The 16,784-nt window shown below is 36.6% G+C and carries 18 protein-coding genes, 2 pseudogenes and 1 riboswitch; of the genes and pseudogenes, 15 read left to right on the top strand and 5 right to left on the bottom strand.

Annotation, left to right across the window (positions count from 1 at the left end; all coding sequences use genetic code 11):
* Nucleotides 1–201, bottom strand: a pseudogene (locus BLR79_RS06530) (IS30 family transposase); the annotation flags it as partial.
* A gap of 149 nt (nt 202–350) precedes the next feature.
* Here BLR79_RS06530 and folB point away from each other — a divergent pair.
* The 8 genes from folB (at nt 351) to BLR79_RS06490 (ending at nt 8,165) form a co-directional block, all read left to right on the top strand.
* A complete protein-coding gene (folB, locus tag BLR79_RS06525) occupies nt 351–716 on the top strand; it encodes a dihydroneopterin aldolase (RefSeq protein WP_092086053.1) in 366 nt (121 codons plus the stop codon).
* On the top strand, nt 716–1,789 hold the full coding sequence (gene folE, locus BLR79_RS06520) for a GTP cyclohydrolase I FolE (protein ID WP_092086050.1): 1,074 nt from the start codon (nt 716–718) through the stop codon (nt 1,787–1,789). Before folB ends, folE begins: the two co-directional genes overlap by 1 nt.
* Nucleotides 1,786–2,358, top strand: a complete 573-nt coding sequence (locus BLR79_RS06515) for a non-canonical purine NTP pyrophosphatase (protein ID WP_092086047.1) — start codon at nt 1,786–1,788, stop codon at nt 2,356–2,358. Before folE ends, BLR79_RS06515 begins: the two co-directional genes overlap by 4 nt.
* Before the next feature lie 4 nt (nt 2,359–2,362).
* A complete protein-coding gene (gene folP, locus BLR79_RS06510; protein ID WP_092086044.1) occupies nt 2,363–3,166 on the top strand; it encodes a dihydropteroate synthase in 804 nt (267 codons plus the stop codon).
* Between the two features lie 152 nt (nt 3,167–3,318).
* Nucleotides 3,319–3,900 (top strand): PepSY domain-containing protein, encoded by a 582-nt coding sequence (locus tag BLR79_RS06505; protein WP_092086041.1) that lies wholly within the window; start codon nt 3,319–3,321, stop codon nt 3,898–3,900.
* A gap of 66 nt (nt 3,901–3,966) precedes the next feature.
* A riboswitch (purine riboswitch) is annotated at nt 3,967–4,066 on the top strand.
* 68 nt (nt 4,067–4,134) lie between these two features.
* Nucleotides 4,135–5,499 (top strand): NCS2 family permease, encoded by a 1,365-nt coding sequence (locus BLR79_RS06500; RefSeq protein WP_092086038.1) that lies wholly within the window; start codon nt 4,135–4,137, stop codon nt 5,497–5,499.
* Nucleotides 5,500–5,645: 146 nt separating this feature from the next.
* Nucleotides 5,646–7,631, top strand: coding sequence for a DUF1002 domain-containing protein (locus tag BLR79_RS06495; protein ID WP_092086035.1), 1,986 nt, complete (start codon nt 5,646–5,648; stop codon nt 7,629–7,631).
* Nucleotides 7,632–7,742: 111 nt separating this feature from the next.
* Complete coding sequence (locus BLR79_RS06490) at nt 7,743–8,165, top strand: cupin domain-containing protein (protein ID WP_092086032.1); 423 nt, start codon at nt 7,743–7,745, stop codon at nt 8,163–8,165.
* 51 nt (nt 8,166–8,216) lie between these two features.
* Here the strand turns inward: BLR79_RS06490 and BLR79_RS06485 are convergent, their stop codons facing one another.
* Nucleotides 8,217–8,903, bottom strand: a complete 687-nt coding sequence (locus tag BLR79_RS06485) for an alpha/beta hydrolase family protein (RefSeq protein WP_092086029.1) — start codon at nt 8,901–8,903, stop codon at nt 8,217–8,219.
* Between the two features lie 85 nt (nt 8,904–8,988).
* Complete coding sequence (locus BLR79_RS06480; protein ID WP_092086026.1) at nt 8,989–9,447, bottom strand: redoxin domain-containing protein; 459 nt, start codon at nt 9,445–9,447, stop codon at nt 8,989–8,991.
* Nucleotides 9,448–9,588: 141 nt separating this feature from the next.
* Here BLR79_RS06480 and BLR79_RS06475 point away from each other — a divergent pair, with 141 nt between their 5' ends.
* From BLR79_RS06475 to manA, 6 genes are all read left to right on the top strand, one after another.
* Complete coding sequence (locus tag BLR79_RS06475; RefSeq protein WP_092086023.1) at nt 9,589–10,272, top strand: DUF969 domain-containing protein; 684 nt, start codon at nt 9,589–9,591, stop codon at nt 10,270–10,272.
* A gap of 1 nt (nt 10,273) precedes the next feature.
* Entirely contained in the window at nt 10,274–11,194 is a 921-nt protein-coding gene (locus BLR79_RS06470) for a DUF979 domain-containing protein (protein ID WP_092086020.1), read from the top strand.
* A 22-nt stretch (nt 11,195–11,216) separates the two neighbouring features.
* Nucleotides 11,217–11,864 (top strand): pyroglutamyl-peptidase I, encoded by a 648-nt coding sequence (gene pcp, locus BLR79_RS06465; RefSeq protein WP_092086017.1) that lies wholly within the window; start codon nt 11,217–11,219, stop codon nt 11,862–11,864.
* A gap of 121 nt (nt 11,865–11,985) precedes the next feature.
* On the top strand, nt 11,986–12,540 hold the full coding sequence (locus BLR79_RS06460; protein WP_092086014.1) for a TetR/AcrR family transcriptional regulator: 555 nt from the start codon (nt 11,986–11,988) through the stop codon (nt 12,538–12,540).
* Nucleotide 12,541: 1 nt separating this feature from the next.
* The gene (locus BLR79_RS06455) at nt 12,542–13,012 is read left to right on the top strand and encodes an S-ribosylhomocysteine lyase (protein WP_092086011.1); all 471 of its coding nucleotides are present in this window, start codon (nt 12,542–12,544) and stop codon (nt 13,010–13,012) included.
* 126 nt (nt 13,013–13,138) lie between these two features.
* Nucleotides 13,139–14,095: a mannose-6-phosphate isomerase, class I gene (manA, locus tag BLR79_RS06450; RefSeq protein WP_092086008.1), complete on the top strand. Its 957-nt coding sequence runs from the start codon at nt 13,139–13,141 to the stop codon at nt 14,093–14,095.
* Nucleotides 14,096–14,130: 35 nt separating this feature from the next.
* On the opposite strand, the gene BLR79_RS06445 is transcribed toward manA, so the two are convergent.
* Entirely contained in the window at nt 14,131–15,345 is a 1,215-nt protein-coding gene (locus BLR79_RS06445; RefSeq protein WP_092086004.1) for a hypothetical protein, read from the bottom strand.
* Nucleotides 15,346–15,475: 130 nt separating this feature from the next.
* Between BLR79_RS06445 and BLR79_RS06440 the strand changes: the two genes are divergently transcribed.
* Nucleotides 15,476–16,450 carry a hypothetical protein gene (locus BLR79_RS06440; RefSeq protein ID WP_092086002.1) on the top strand — a complete coding sequence of 325 codons (975 nt, stop codon included), beginning with the start codon at nt 15,476–15,478 and terminating at the stop codon, nt 16,448–16,450.
* Nucleotides 16,451–16,553: 103 nt separating this feature from the next.
* On the opposite strand, the pseudogene BLR79_RS06435 reads toward BLR79_RS06440, so the two are convergent.
* Nucleotides 16,554–16,784, bottom strand: a pseudogene (locus tag BLR79_RS06435) (IS3 family transposase); the annotation flags it as partial.

Below are 16,784 nucleotides of genomic sequence, written 5' to 3'. Positions count from 1 at the left end.
AGAGCCACACTTAGATTTGTTAGCTTTGTAGCCTTCATAATAGTCGATGATAGTTCCACCATCGTCTAAATAATGATAGACATTATAGATGGTTTGAGCAGATCTTCTTAACTTTTTAGCGACTATGTAAGCTTTTTCGCCAATTTCGTAGTAGTTTTCTATCCAAGTCAGTTCTTTCGTGGTAAGATGTGTATAGGCCATTTTGTGTCTACTCCCTTATTTATGATTGGACTCATAAATAGTGTAGCACAAATGGTCCTATTTGTTTTTTTCTAGCTTAATTTTACAATTCAGGATTTATTAATGGAAATTTGTTATAATAAAGCCATTAATTAAAGGAGGATCTTGGGATGGATAAGATTCGCATTAAAAATATGAAATTTTATACGTATAACGGCGTTTTAGAAGAGGAAAAAAAGCTAGGCCAACCCATTGAAGTTGATGTTGAACTGCGATTGCCTTTAAGTAAAGCGGGCCAAACCGATAATGTACATCACACGATCAATTATGCTGAAGTCAATGAAATGTTTGCTGAACATATCGCCAATCACTCTTATGATTTAATTGAAGGACTTGCTTATGCCTTATTAGATATTATAGAAGTTCATTTTCGTCATATTACAAATGAAGCGATAGTACGCATAAGAAAATATAGTGTGCCTATGGCAGGCATTTATGATTGTATTGAAATAGAGATGGGACGTGAATTTTATTAATGTATCAAGTATATTTATCCATTGGTAGTAATTTAGGAGACCGTAAAAAGCATTTAGAAAAAGCATTAAACAGTTTAAATGAACTACCTACGATTGAACTGTTAGATGTTTCTTCTTTGTACGAAACGGCTCCTTATGGTCCCGTTGAACAAGATAACTTCTATAACGCGGGCGTGAGACTCAATACATCTCTTGATCCTGAGGAATTACTAACTGTTCTACAAGCCCAAGAAATTGCAGCGAAACGAACGAAAGAAGTTAAATGGGGTCCTCGTACTTTAGATCTCGATATTATTTGGTTTGATGGACAAACAATTGAAACCGACCGTTTAACTATCCCTCATAAAGAAGCGAAAAAGCGTCGCTTCGTTATTGAGCCACTCCTAGATATTTGGCAAGAAGATCATTTATTTGATTCAAAGCAACCAGACTATCAATTAGAAGAAGGTTTACAAGAGGTGACAGATCAAGAATTGACATTAGTAGAGTCTAATTGGTATCCCGCTAAAGGATTACTACCCGCTCAACTTCATCAAATTGAAGAAGCGACACGAATGATTTTAACTGCTATTGGAGAAGATGTTCATCGTCCTGGTCTTAAAGATACGCCTAAACGTGTAGCAAGAATGTATGCAGAAGTGTTTTCAGGGCTTATTAATGCGCCTTTTGATGACTACAAAATGTTTGATACGAAAAATAAAGAAGGTATGGTGCTCGTTAAAGATATTCAATTTTATTCTATGTGCGAACACCATTTGCTTCCATTTTTTGGTAAGGCACATATTGCTTATATTCCAAAGGAAAATCAAGTACTTGGTTTAAGTAAATTAGCTCGCTTAGTGGAAGACGCTGCAGCTAGACCGAGCGTGCAAGAAGATTTAACTATTATGATCGCTGAACGTTTATTTGAAAACGCCCCAGTAGCAGGCGTAGCAGTGGCTATTTCAGCAGAGCATATGTGTATGACAATGCGCGGAGTCAAAACCCCTCATAGTTATACAAAGACTTATGCTTTTGAAGGAATCTTTAAAGAAAAAGATTATCAACAGCTCTTTTTGGATGACGTCCAATGATTTATGGCACAGATAATCAAGCTAAAATTAAAGAATTAAGTCCTTGGAGCCCGGTACCGTTAGAAAGTTACCGCGCTTATATAAATGAAGTGATTGATATTGAAGAAACGGGCGCAAGTTACGCTGAAAACGCAACGCTTAAAGCGCTGACGATTGCTAAAGAAATTAATTGTCCAGTTTTAGGAGACGATGGCGGATTAGAGTTAGAAGACTTTCCTAATCTATTAGGACTTAAGACCAAACGTTTTTTTGCTCCAGGGTCTAGCGAGTTTGAGATGAATGAACAAATTTTAGAATTATACGACGCTTCTAGAAACTATTCTAGAAAAGCTACGTTAGTCGCTTGCCTTGTATATGCTTACCCGGATGGACGGGTGGTTAAGGCAGAGAGTCGCTTACCTTTTACTATTTCATCGAATCAGCGAGGAAGTAATGGCTACGGGTTTGATTCAATATTAGTTGTTCCTAAAAAAGATGTAACCGTCGCTCAGTTACCAAAAGAAGAAGCTGTTCATTATAGTGCACGTGTTCAAGCGTTTAAACAATTATTAAATCAATTGAAAGGATAAAAGTATGGTAAATATTAAACAAGTATTTAACACTTCCCGAGGTTTAATTATGGGAGTGGTCAATGTCACTCCAGACTCCTTTTCTGATGGAGGTGACTTTTATCAGTCAAAAGATGCTTTATCGCAAATCGACGAGATGGTCGCTCAAGGCGTCGATATTATTGATTTAGGGGCTCAATCCACTCGTCCAGGCTACACAGAAGTGGCACCCGAAGAAGAGATTCGTCGCCTAACACCTATTTTAGAAGCGTTAGAATCCGATGATCGAGTGATTATTTCTGTGGATACTTATTTTCCTCAAGTTGCTGAGTGGGCTTTAAATAAAGGAGCACATATCATTAATGATATTAAAGGCGGCGACATGGAAGGGATGCTAGATGTGATCGCTAATTATCCAAAGGCGGGTTACATTTACATGCATTCAAGACAATGGGAAGGTCATTCTTTAGAAGAAGAACTTAAAGGCTACCAACAAGAAATGGTACAAAAGTTTCAAAAGTATGGAATTAGTTTAGACCGCGTTTGTTTCGATCCTGGGGTGGGTTGGAAGAGTGTGGAAGATCATTTAGCCTTATTAAAAGATATTAAACGCTATAATCCTGTTGGACAAGTGTGTGTGTTATACGGAGTGAGCCGCAAACGATTTATTGGAAGACTCACAGGCCATGAACAAGCTAAAGACCGAGATGTAGGAAGCATTACCGCAAGCTTAATGGCCATTCAACAAGGAGCTAACATTGTGCGCGTTCACAATGTTAGAATGATGAAAGACGCTTTAAACATTTATGAAGGCATTAAGAATAGTTAAAGAAATGTTGATTCTAAGCGTTTTACTACACTTTTTAAAACTAAATATTTATGATTAAGATGAAGCTTGTGAAATATCATCCTCTAGACGGATGAGAAGGCTTCATGATTGTTAGATAATAGCATTGTATTAAAGAAAAGGAGAACAATACAATGAAAAATACAGTAAAATATTTAGGACTCGCTTTATTAACTTCTAGTGCATTAACTTTATCTCCACTTGCTTTTGCTGAAGAATCTTCAGCAGTTGAAACTTCAACAGAACAAGCAGCAACAGAACAAAGCGCTGTTATTTCTTTTGAAGATGCTTTAAAAGTATACAAAGAAAAATATCCAGACACTGATTTAGAAAGTGTTAAGTTAAAACAAGATAAAGGCCGTTGGATCTATGATTTCGATGGTATTGATGATATGAGCGAATACTCATTAAAAATTGACGCTGAAACAAAAGAAATCATTAAAGAAAAAGTCAAAGAACTTGATAAAGACGAACAAAACGGCGTTGAGCGTGAGAAAGAAAAAATCAATCTAGACGGCATTGTTTCTAAAGAAGAAGCAGAAAAAATTGCTAAAGAAGAAGCAGGTGCTGACGCTGGCGAAATCGAAAAATGGGAATTAGACCGCGATGGTGAATTAACTGTTTGGGAAATTAAATTTAAAAATGCCGGAACAGAAACTAAAGTTAAAATTGATGCCCACGATAAAAAAGTATTAAAAGTCGACTTAGATGACTAATAAACCTAAAGAGCGTACGAAAGTACGTTCTTTTTTTATTTTCTTCTTTTCAATTTCTATAAATTCGCTATAATAAAAAGACATCCAAATATAATCTTCAAAATAAGGTTGAAGAGTTTCTACCAATTACCGTAAATAATTGACTATTGGGTTTGTGATTAGGCATTATTTTTAAATTATTTGTCACAGCTTCAATAAATATGTTTGGATGATAACTATTTTTGGAGGTTGGAGATGTTAAATAAGTATTTTAAGCTTGATGAATACGGCACGACTGTATCAAAAGAAGTTATCGCTGGTTTATCAACATTCTTTGCGATGTCATATATTTTAGCAGTCAACCCAGCGATTCTATCTGACGCAGGGCTTCCATACTACGGCGTATATATCGCAACGATACTAGCGGCTGTTATTGGAACGGGATTAATGGGGATTTATGCAAATATTCCTTACGCTCAAGCACCCGGTATGGGGTTAAATGCCTTCTTTACTTATACGGTGGTTATTGCTGGAGGTTTTACACCTTTTGAAGCGTTAGGAATTGTTTTAATTAGTGGATTAATTAGTTTAGTTCTCACTTTTACAGGAGTTCGTAAACAAATCTTCCGTGCTATTCCCAGACCACTGCAAAATGCGATTGGTGGAGGAATTGGTTTATTCGTTGCTTATATTGGCTTTTTAAATATTGGCTTTGTTGAGTTCAATGAAGTTCCTTCGTTAGCTCTATTCAATGATCCAACGATTCAATTGGCCTTATTTGGGGTTGTTTTTACGTTAATTTTAATGTTAAAACAAGTTCAAGGAGCTATTTTAATTGGCTTATTAGCAACTACTCTTTTAGGTATTCCTTTAGGAGTAGTGGATATTCACGGGATGAATAGCTTTCCTTCGTATTCTCTCATTTGGGAAGAGTTTAGCTCTTTGGCAGGTAAAGGTTGGGGAAGTCAAGGAATTATGAGCTTATTCAAAAATCATGATTTATTTACTGTCATTCCTTTCATCTTTGCAGCGAGCTTAACAGATACCTTTGATACGGTAGGAACGTTAATTGGAACAGGACGTCGTTCAGGAATTTTCACCCAAGCAGATGAAGAAGCACTACTTAAAGGATCAGGAAGTTCAACGCGTCTTGAAAAAGGATTTATTTCTGATATTACCGCAACAATTATCGGTTCATTTTTAGGAACCACAAACGTGACTACTTTTACAGAAAGTGCCGTTGGAATTGGTGCGGGTGGTAAAACAGGTTTAACATCGGTTGTGACTGCGCTAATGTTTTTATTTAGTATTATTCTTGCACCTGTCATTGGTCTCGTTCCAGCAGCAGCTACGGCACCGGCTTTAATCATTGTCGGAATTTTAATGAGTGCTTCCTTTGCAGAAATCGATTGGAACGACTTTACAGAAGCCATTCCTGCCTTTACAACGATTATTATGACCGTTCTAACTTATAGTATTTCCAACGGAATTGCCTTTGGTTTCATTACTTATATCATTGTAAAAGTAGTGATCGGCCAAGCCCGCAAAATTCACCCTATTATTTGGGTAAGTGCTACTTTATTTGTTTTAAACTTTATTTTTATGGCTTACCGAGGTTAGTAAAAGCTGAAGTGTTTCTTAAGACACTTCGGCTTTTTTTGTATAACTGTAACCAATTTGTAAGTAAAATTTAAGCAGGCAAAGATGAATTGAATGTATAAAATCGGTACAATAGAAGTAAGTCAAAACATTTAGGAGGTTTAGACGTGAAGTTAAGAAAATTCTTTCTTTTAACAACTAGTATGCTTATATTAAGCAACCCAGCAGTGGGATTATTTAATATTAAATCCCTTCCGTGGACTGCCCATGCTGAAGAACAACAATTAAATGACCTCGTTGTATTAGGTCAATCTTTAACGAATGAACAACAAAAAGAGACACTTATTTTATTAGGTCAACATCAAGGAAATAAAAGTAAGTATGTTTATGTCGATCAATCTTTAGTTGATTTAATCGCGCAAGAAGATGGGATTCAACAAGATAGTTATTATTTAAGTGCAGCAATTAATCCAGACTTTGCTCAACAAGGTGTAGTCGTTGATGTAATAACTCCTGAAAACATTACTCAAGTAAATGATATTTCTTATCGCAATGCTTTAATTACAGCTGGAGTACAGAATACCAGTGTTCAAATAGCATCTGTGGAATCAACTGATGGAGTCAATGGAGTCGTTGGGATTTTTGAAGCCCTCAACCAAAACGGTTTTTCTTTAGATCCATCGGATATGCGAGTGGCTTATTTAGAACTTAAAACAGTTGCTGAATTAAATGCAACGTCAGGTAGTTCAATTGAAGCAGTTAATGACTGGATGACTGATTTAAAGGTTCAATTAATTGATCAACAATTAAATGGTACAAGTGATGAAGAATCAGTCACACAAACTTTTATTCAAGACCATGAAATTCAAGATGATTTAGCAGTTCAGTATTTATATGAGTTTGCTGAAGCCTTTAATAATGCGCCGGTTGGTCAAAGTCAAGCAACGAAAGAAACATTGCTTAATGCTCTGGCGACACCAGAATTAAGTGCGATTTCAATCGAAGGACAGACAGCTTTTGCTCATTTAGAAGACTTTGTCCAATTTTACGAAAAAGCAATGATCGCTAATAAAGTGGCTGATGAGAGTGGCCTTTCAAACGATCAATATAATCAACAAACATGGCGTTTAGACCGTGTGTTTGCGGATCGTTTTGAAGCAAGCTATCTTCACCCGACGACTAACCAACGTGAAAAACTTGACGTTGAAATATTAGATAATAACCGCGTTCGTATTAACCAAAAAGTATATGATTTAACTTCAATGAAGATGGTAGATGAAGTTAAAAAAGAGTCATCCAGTGTCTTGCCTACTCAAACACGTCCATCAACTCAATCGTTAAAGTCATCAATGACGAATGAAGCAACTAATCAGCAGTCACAAACAGAACAAGCTAGTGAAGCAATTGACGGTGTCGATGAAGAAGTCGAAGTCGATCCGCAAGAAGATGTTGAACCAACGGTAGACGAAGAATGGGAAAGTTTACCAATGGAAGAAGTCGCTTTAGGAGGGAACTTCGATTGGGATACATTATGGGATGTAGCTGATTACTACCAACGTGTGATTAGTTACAATTACGGCTTTACACCAGATGTATCGAGTTGGAAATTAAGTAGTATCGATGGCGCAACGATCCATACCTATTCAGCAACTCACCCAGACGAAGCGATTTCCTTTGAAACCCATGACCAAAGTGTGACGATAACGTGGGCTGATGGGGAATGGATTGATGTGGATAATGAAACGCTAGAGATTTTAGATCAATCAGACAATGTGGAATTGAATGAAGACCCCGTAGAAACTGCTCAAGAAGACGAGACAGAAGATCCAGAGAATACCGAAGAAGTTTATGACGAAGCGTCTCTTGACGGCGTTGAAGTTATTTGGGACTTGCAGTATATGTATGATACGAATGACGTGTCAGGGTATGATTTCGTTTTAAATAATGATTTAGATGACTGGCAAGTATTAGAAGAATCAAGCAATTCGGTTCTTCTAGGATCACTAGACGAAGCGAGCCAAATCGATCAATTTGTCCAAGTAACATTAAATGGTTCTGAATATACGATTGAAATTTACGAAGCAGATCCAGCAACAAACGCTCCATCTGCGGTATGGAAATATAATCCAACCAATGGTTATTTTGAAGCATAATTTTAAACTCCTCATTTGAGGAGTTTTTTAATTCATTTTGTTTGAACACTTTCTTTAAAATAATTATAATGTAGTTGTAGATGCAACAAAGGTTTGAAGGAGGAATTCAACATGACTTATGATTACAGTGATCGCGGTAAACAACCTGTGACAGAAAATATTGAAGGGATGACCCTTGATAACGACTACTATCGTCGTACGATTTGGACAGGAGACAATTTACAAGTTACCGTTATGTCCATCGAACCAGGCGATGATATTGGCTTAGAAATTCACCACGGTATTGAACAATTTTTACGCATTGAGTCAGGTAAAGGTTTATGTCAAATGGGACCGAGTGAAGACGATTTAAACTTTGAAGCAAAAGTTGGAGCCGATGACGCAATTTTCGTTCCTGCAGATACTTGGCATAATGTAACCAATACAGGGGATGAACCGCTAAAACTCTATTCTATTTATGCGGGCCCAGACCATGTTCCTGGAACAACTCATCCAACTCATGAAGATGCAGAAAATGATCCAAACGAACATTAATCACTTAATTATAAAGCGTGTTTCCTGAATGATACAGGAGACACGCCTTTTTTATTTATGTTTTTTAATCCAGTTTATCATGACGTCAATATGTTTACCTTCAGGATCAATACAATCCATATGAGGAAAAACGGCGTAAGCATATAGATCAATATTGTTTTTGTTATTTTTCTCGATGTATTTAAAGGTTGTCTCTATTTTGACTTGTTCGTCATTAAAGCCGTGAATCATTAATGTTTTCGTTTTGAGGGGTAATCTTGAAAGAGGTGAAGCTTCTTTTAGTAACGAATCTGGTGCGTCACCAAAATAATCTTTAACAGCTTCATTACCTAAATGGTGCTCTTTTGTATAGAGAACATCTGTCACGGGAGCAAGAGCTATGATTCTCTCTGCTTGCGAAGCATTATTTAAAGCAAGTTGCCCGCCGACGGAGTGGCCGATTAAAATAATTTCTTCTCCTTTAAAGAATGTAGAGTCTTTAAAAAATTGAATCGCCTTTTTGACATCTTCTTCAGGAATTGGCCATGGATGATGACCACGGCGGTATTCAATGTTAACTACTTTAAATCCTTTATTTAACAATAATTCAATTAAAGGATCGCTTAAAGACAAGTTATATTTATCGCGCCAGTAACCTCCATGAACTAATACTAGCCACTGATTGGGGCTATTCACTTTAGAAGGCACGTGGACTTCAATAAATTGATCTTCATGTTGACCGTAATGAATGATTTCCATTGATTGATCGACTCCTTTTATATGAAAATGAAAGAAACGTGCTACCTAGTCTACTTGTAGATAGCACGTTAAATTAAAGATGTGTTTATAGTTTTTCGATTAAACTTTCTAAATCAGGTAATTGGCCTGGATCATTGTCGATTGCGATTTCAATCATACCATCGCCATCAATGACATAAGTATTACGTCCGGACATACCCCAGTCTTCGATATAAGCGTCATATTTTTTAGCGACTTCGCCTTTAGGTTCAAAGTCAGATAAGAAAATAATTTCTTCTGGATTAATATCTAACGACATTGCCCAAACTTTTTTAGCTGGAGCAGGATCCACAGAAATAGAAAGTACTGCGTCAATTCCTTTTTCTTTTAAATCATTAAAGTGAACTGCTAAATCGCGCACTTGGTCTCCACAAATGCTTGTAAAAGCTAATGGGTGAAAGGATAGTAAAATACGTTGACCTTTAAAGTCGGATAAAGAAACGTCTTTTCCATTAATAGAAGGTAAAGTAAATTCAGGGGCGCGTTCGCCAACTTTTAGTGACATAATAAATCCTCTCCTTTAAAATTAATAGTTTTCACTAAGTTTATTGTAGCGCTTTCTTCACTGGGACTCTAGCAATATGCTTATTAAAAAATAGCAAATTCTGGTATAATAGGCCTATTCCAATGAAAAGGAGAGGAAAAAATGGAATGGATTAAATTAATTGGCGTTGTCATTATCGTTATTGGTTTTATTTTGAAAATGGATACCATTGCGACGGTAGTGCTCGCAGGTTTTGTGACAACTCTAGTATCAGGAATGAGTGTCAGCGAGTTTTTAACTATTTTAGGAGAGAAGTTTGTCGAACAGCGAATTGTAACAATTTTCTTTATTGCGCTACCGATGTTAGGTTTAGCAGAGAAATACGGGTTAAAACAACAAGCAGTGCATTTGATTTCCTCAATGAAGGGGTTAAGTACTGGAGGTTTGTTGACCCTTTACCAAGGTATTCGTGAAGTTGCTAGAGCTTTAGCGATTGAATTAGGAGGGCATCCTCAGTTTGTTCGTCCGTTAATTCAACCGATGGCTCAGGCAGCAGCGGAAGCAAAGTATGGTGAATTAGATGAAGACGATATCGATAAAATTAAAGCACGTTCTGCCGCAAGCGATAACTTCGGTAACTTCTTTGCCCAAAACACCTTTGCGGCCTCAGGAGGCGTACTACTTATTTCAGGATTTTTAGGTGAAGCAGGTTATCCAGATAATATTGCTCTTATTGCCCGCGCATCAATTCCTGTCGCCTTAATTGCTTTAATACTAAGTTTTCTAAATAACTACTTACTGGATCAACGCTTAAAACGTAAGTACAGTTCAAGAAGGGAGCAATAAGATGGCAATGCAAGATACTTTAATGAATATTATTTATGCTGTAATTGGTTCTCAATTATTATATACAGCGAGTCGCGTATTTAAAGACCACACGAATCCAACTCGCCTAGGAGCGACTGCTTTTTGGACAATTTTAGGTATTATTTTTATTTTTGGTTCATGGATTCCACCTCAAATAGTCGGTATGTTAGTGGTTATTTTGGCTATACTTACGCTATTCAAACAAGTTCAAGTGGGAACACTTCCTCAAGTAACGGAAGAAGAAGCAGAACGAAATGCTACACGTTTAAATAATAAAATTTTTATTCCAGTAGTAATCTTAGCACTATCGGCTTTAGCTTTTGCTCAATATGTTCCGAACTTAAGTCGTGCGGCGGTAGGAGTGGGAGCGACCATTGGAACGATGGTTATTTTACTAGTTACTAAAGCAAAGGCTGGAGAATTAGTTGAACAATCGGACCGAATGGTACAACAAGTTTCTAGTGTGAGTATTTTACCTCAACTATTAGCCGCTTTAGGTGCGGTCTTTACTGTGGCAGGAGTTGGTGAGGTCATTGCTAATATTATTGGCTCAGTGGTTCCAGCAAACCATCAATTTTTTGGTGTGGTGGCTTACGTATTAGGAATGGTTATCTTTACAATGATTATGGGGAATGGATTTGCTGCTTTTGCGGTGATTACAGCCGGAGTAGGTATTCCCTTTGTTATTGAACTAGGCGCTGATCCAATTATTGTTGGCGCACTAGGCTTAACGGCAGGATATTGTGGCACGTTAATGACTCCGATGGCTGGAAACTTTAACGCATTACCTGCAGCTTTACTTGAGACGAAGAGTCCTTATAGTATTATTCGTGACCAAATGCCGATCGCATTAATTATGGTCATTGTTCATATTGTGTTAATGTATGTATGGGCTTTTTAAATAAAAAGAAAGGATGAAAACGATGAAAATATTAGTAACAGGGTTTGACCCTTTTGGAGGAGACGCGATTAACCCAGCAATTGAAGCGGTTAAGTTGCTTCCAAATACGATTAAAGATGCAGAAATTATTAAAGTGGAAATTCCAACGGTGTTCCATAAATCAGGAGACGTTTTACTTGATGCGATGCGCACGCATGAGCCAGATATGGTATTAGCTATTGGGCAAGCAGGGGGACGTTCAGGATTAACTCCAGAACGTGTCGCGATTAATGAAGACGATGCACGTATTCCTGACAACGAAGGGAATCAACCCATTGATGTTGTCATTCACGAAGACGGAGCACCGGCTTATTTTAGCACCTTACCGATTAAGGCGATGACTCAAGCGATTCGCGATGCGGGACTTCCTGCCAGTGTATCTAATACAGCAGGAACCTTTGTCTGTAATCACATTATGTACCAAGCTCTTTATTACGCTCACAAAGAGTTTCCAAAGACTAAAGCAGGTTTTATGCATATTCCATTTATGACAGAACAAGTGGTTGACCGACCGGACCAACCTTCCATGTCTTTACAAGATATGAGTCGCGGAATTGAAGTAGCCATTGAAGCGATGATTGATTTTAAAGATAAAGAAGATATTAAAATGGTAGGCGGAAAGACTCACTAATCAATTTAAAATTCGTCTCTTCTTTGTGAGAGACGTTTTTAATATTGGTCACTATAAAGCATCGTGGTATAATGGAAATATTCAGAGGACGTTGTTATAATGACTAAAAGGAGTATATTTCATGGCCAAGGAAACATTTCATAACTTATCAGATGAAAAAAAAGAGCGTATTTTATCAGCTGCCAAACAAGAATTTGAACAGCATCCTTTACAGCACGCGACAGTGAAAGCGATTATTGAAACAGCGAATATTTCAAGAGGAAGCTTTTATCAATATTTTGATGACTTAGAAGATTGTTACTTCACAACGATCCGTCATTATACCGTGAACATGCATCAAGTGTTTCAACAACTTTATCAAAGACATCAACACAATTTGAAAAAAACATTAAAAGAATATGGAGATGTCATTAAAGAAGAATTTTATTCTCAAAATTTACGCGATTTATATCGTAGTTACTATTTATCCTGGACGCTAAAAGGCACAGATAATCCAATGGAAGATATTGAAATTGAGTTGGAACGGGTTCGTTTTATTAGTACCATCATTCATAGTGTGATTGAGCGATCTTTTATCGAAAATTGGTCTAAGGATACTTTTTCACAAATTTATACGATGCATGCTAAATGGCTGATCGAAGGCGTATCAGAGAGCTTAAGAAAGAAAGGAAGATAGTATGGAGAAAATCGCAAGCTTTACAGTGGATCATTGTCACTTAGAACCGGGTCTTTATCTTTCTCGGATCGATACAGTGGGGGATCGTAAATTATATTCTTATGATTTACGTTTTGTTCGCCCTAATAAAGATTTGGTGCTTAATACAGGAGAAATGCACACTTTAGAGCATTTAGGAGCAACCTTTTTACGAAACGATCCCAAGTTTAAAGATGAGATTATTTATTTTGGTCCTATGGGATGCCGCACAGGCTTTTATTTAATTACAACAGATCAAATTGAAGCTAAAGATTTACTCGATTTACTAACAAGAACCTTCGAGTGGGCTAAAGATTATCATGGTGATATTCCTGGTAACTCCCCGAAAGAGTGCGGAAACTATTTAGATCACAACTTAGCGATGGCGCGCTATTATGCTAGTCTTTATTATGATGTTTTAAAAGACTGGACGGATTTAACCTTTAGTTATTAAGCCGATAAAACTTCTTAAGTAGGATAACTGCTTAAGAAGTTTTTGTTATTAGGTTAAGAAAAATCAAATGTCTGTTATAATAAATTTGTAAACGATTTACCAATTACTACGAGGGGGGATTACGCGATGCAACCAATATTTTTAAAACCAACATTTAAAGAGCGTATTTGGGGTGGGGCCCGTTTAAAAACTGAATTCGGCTTCAATATTCCTAATGATCAAGTAGGAGAAGCTTGGGTCATTAGTGCTCATCCAAACGGAGTGTCCACCATTACCTATCCAGATTATCACTTAAATAAAGGATTAGATGAATTATACCGCGAGCGTCCACATTTATTTGGTAAGAATCCACCAAAGGAATTTCCGTTACTCGTTAAAATTATCGACGCTAAAGAAGATTTATCTGTTCAAGTTCATCCTAATGACGCTTATGCTTATAAACATGAAGGCGAACAAGGTAAAGCCGAGTGTTGGTATATTTTAGATGCCGAACCCGGTGCAACGATTATTTATGGACATAATGCATTAGAGCCGGAAGAGTTCGAAAAAATGATCGAAGAAGGTCAGTGGAATGATCTACTAACAGAAGTGAAAGTACAACCAGGCGATTTTTTTGATGTGCCTGCGGGAACCATTCACGCGATCGGAAAAGGGATTATGTTACTTGAAATTCAACAAAGTTCTGATACCACTTATCGTTTATATGATTACGATCGTAAAGATGACAAAGGAAATCATCGCGAACTGCATTTGCAACAAGCTAAAGAAGTTACACAAGTACCTCACCATAACAGTCCGTTTAACCGCCGCGCCGAAGAACAAGTGCCGGACTCCATTTTAAGATTAATTGAGACGCCTTATTATAAAGTTGAGCGAATTAAAGTATCCAACCGAGTTGAATTAACGGATATTAATCCTTACTTAATGTTAACTGTTATTGATGGTAAAGGATATTTAGATATGGAAGGCCAACATTACGAAATTCGTAAAGGAAATTCATTCATCTTACCAAAAGACTCCCGTGAAGCTACATTTACCGGACAACTTGATATGATTATGGCCAAACCAACAAACTATCACTAAATATAAAAAGCTTCATCGCCAAGGATGAAGCTTTTTTATGATTGATAAAAGGAATGCGGTTGGACAACATCCCAAGATTCAAAAGATTGAGGGTGTTGTCTTTTTTGGAGCTCTAAATAATGATAGAAGTTTCCTGGTGTTTGAAGACCAAAGGTGGTAAAAACATCTAGCTTTGTGGTGGTAATTAAATCATCAACAAATTGAGCGCAGTTCATTCCTAATAAAAAGTAAGTTTGGTATTTTGAGTGTGGTTTAAATTTATAGATATCTGTTCGTCCCCAACGACTCAGTTTACCGACAGCGTGGCCAGATTGACGAGCAGATGTTAGCGTGAAAGGTTCCGTTTGACTTAAAATGTCGTCAAAGAAGTCTTCTACTCGATTTAATTGTTGAGGCGTAAGATTTGCATGATAGACCCAAGCAGTTGAGTGATGATGACGTCTAAAGCTTAAGTAGTCCTCTTCTTTGGCTACAACGAGCACACCATCTCCCACTAAACGTCCTAAGCGCCATGAATCAGGGTCAAAGTTATTATAAGCATAGATTTTTCCTTCAAACCCCACATCAATATGGGCAAATTGTCCCCCGTTAACATGTTCTAAGTGGATATATAAAGATAAGGGGGTTTGTTTTAAGACCGCAGGCTTTTCTTCAAACTTTTTTTTATTTTTCAGTGTTTTGCGGTTTTGCTGAAAAGGCGCTAAAAAAGTAATCCATAAAGGAATAGGCCACTTCCTAACTGCTATAGGTAAATAAGGAATAAGAGAGCAACCAATGAGTAAAGTAATCATCGCTAAAAGGAAATTAAACCACTCCGGCTTAACAACAGCGATCCCTATAAACAAACTATGTAAAAGCAAACGATAAACCCATTGGAAACGTGTTTGCTTTAATAAATGAATGCTTCTTAAATACCACAGCTGAACTAAAGCCATGAGTGCTCCTACTGCGTGATATAAAATAAATAAATGAATACTCAAACGAGCAATAAAGTTTGAAAAAGCTAAGCTTAATAGTAAAAAGACAACAGTTAAAAGGGCATAGATAGCGTACTTTTGTCCAAAAGATTGTTCAGATTGCCCCATCGTTGTTTTGAAAAATTGATCAACAAAAGATTGCAGCTCTAAAAATTGAAATAAAAAGTAAAGTAATCCAATGAAAAAGACAATTGCTAGTCCAAAGGTTTGTCCAAAAAACAATAGAAAGCTCATTAAAATCCATAGCCATGCTTTATCGACAGATTGAGTCACATCATCACCTCCTAAAAACACATAGTCATAGTATATCATGAAATAACAGATAAAGAGCGATAAATTAAGAAAGAATATTAGAAAAGTAGTCTACAATCCTGTAAAATCAAAAGTGAAAGGAGATGGAAGAATGGAGCGAGAAAATGTATTAACTCAATTAAACCATGCTCAAAGTATCGCGTTTTTTAGAATGTTAGTCAATGAGCGATTTGACTTAGATAAACAGTGGAATGAATATATTCAATTATTTGATGAATACCGAAAATGGATCGAAAGTTACCAATTGAGTATGACGATTTTAACCGATGATCAGTGGAACTTAATCGCAGATGAAGAAACAATGGTTGAATTATTTAAAGAAAATCTAGACCGAATTATTCAAGAAGAAGAAGAGGTTTATGACAACTTATTAACGGATTGGAACCATTACCTTCGTCAAGCAGAATATTATTTACAAGTAGCCATTGATCCGGAACTGGCTTACTTAAAACCTAATTTTTTCCAACGCTTATACCGCGTCATTACAAGACGGAAACGTTATGAAACTCCTTATGAAGTTAAAGCAGAAATGTTAGAGCCTTATGAAGAAACGCCTAAAGATTATTTAAACGATTATGATCTTTTAGTCGAACACATTGAAGACGCTAATATGATTCAAGCCTTAGCTAACTTAAAATATCAAGCAGAATATATTGTTGATCAGTTAAATACGAGTGAAGCCTTTTTAAAAGAACGTCAAAAAGACAAAGAAAAAATTGAGCCAAGAGCTCATAAACTTTACCAAGCTTATAAAGAATGGAAAAAAGCTCAAACAACTTACAAAAATAGACAAGCCAATGATCAAGATTTAGAATATTATGTGGAAGAACCTTACCGCGACTTATCCATTTATATGGAAGGTTTAAGTCAGCTCGAAGAACATTTAACAATTCAAGATTTTGCCTCTTTAGATAAACGCTTTGTTCATTTTCATAAAGATCCTCTAAGTGATCAATTCATCGAACAGACCGAAAAAGAAAGCAACTCCGGTCAACAAATTCGTAAAGACCTTGTCAGTGGCGACTATACTCGTAAAGAACTCATTGAAACACTTAAAGAAAGTTAAAAAAGATCCTTCTTTCAAAATATGAACTGCTCCCTGTCAAGTAGACAGGCAAATAAACAAAATAATTTGTGCCATGTATGAATCACTCATGCATGGCTTTTTTTTATGCGGGGATTTTTAATCCCATTTTCAAGGTTACCCGTTGGGTATTATAAAATTCAATATATTGTTTAACGTCATTCTCCAATTCCTCAAAGCTCTTATAGGTCTTCAAGTGATACATCTCTTCTTTGATGATCCCCCAAAAGTTTTCCATTGGCCATTGTCGATACATTTACCAACACGAGACATACTTTGAATAATCTGGTTCCTTTTGATAAAGCTGTTAAAGCCA

The organism is Dolosicoccus paucivorans, assembly GCF_900100125.1.
Lineage (GTDB): Bacteria > Bacillota > Bacilli > Lactobacillales > Aerococcaceae > Dolosicoccus > Dolosicoccus paucivorans.
Note: the sequence above shows the minus strand (reverse complement) of the source record. Positions and strands in the feature narration are given on the sequence as shown.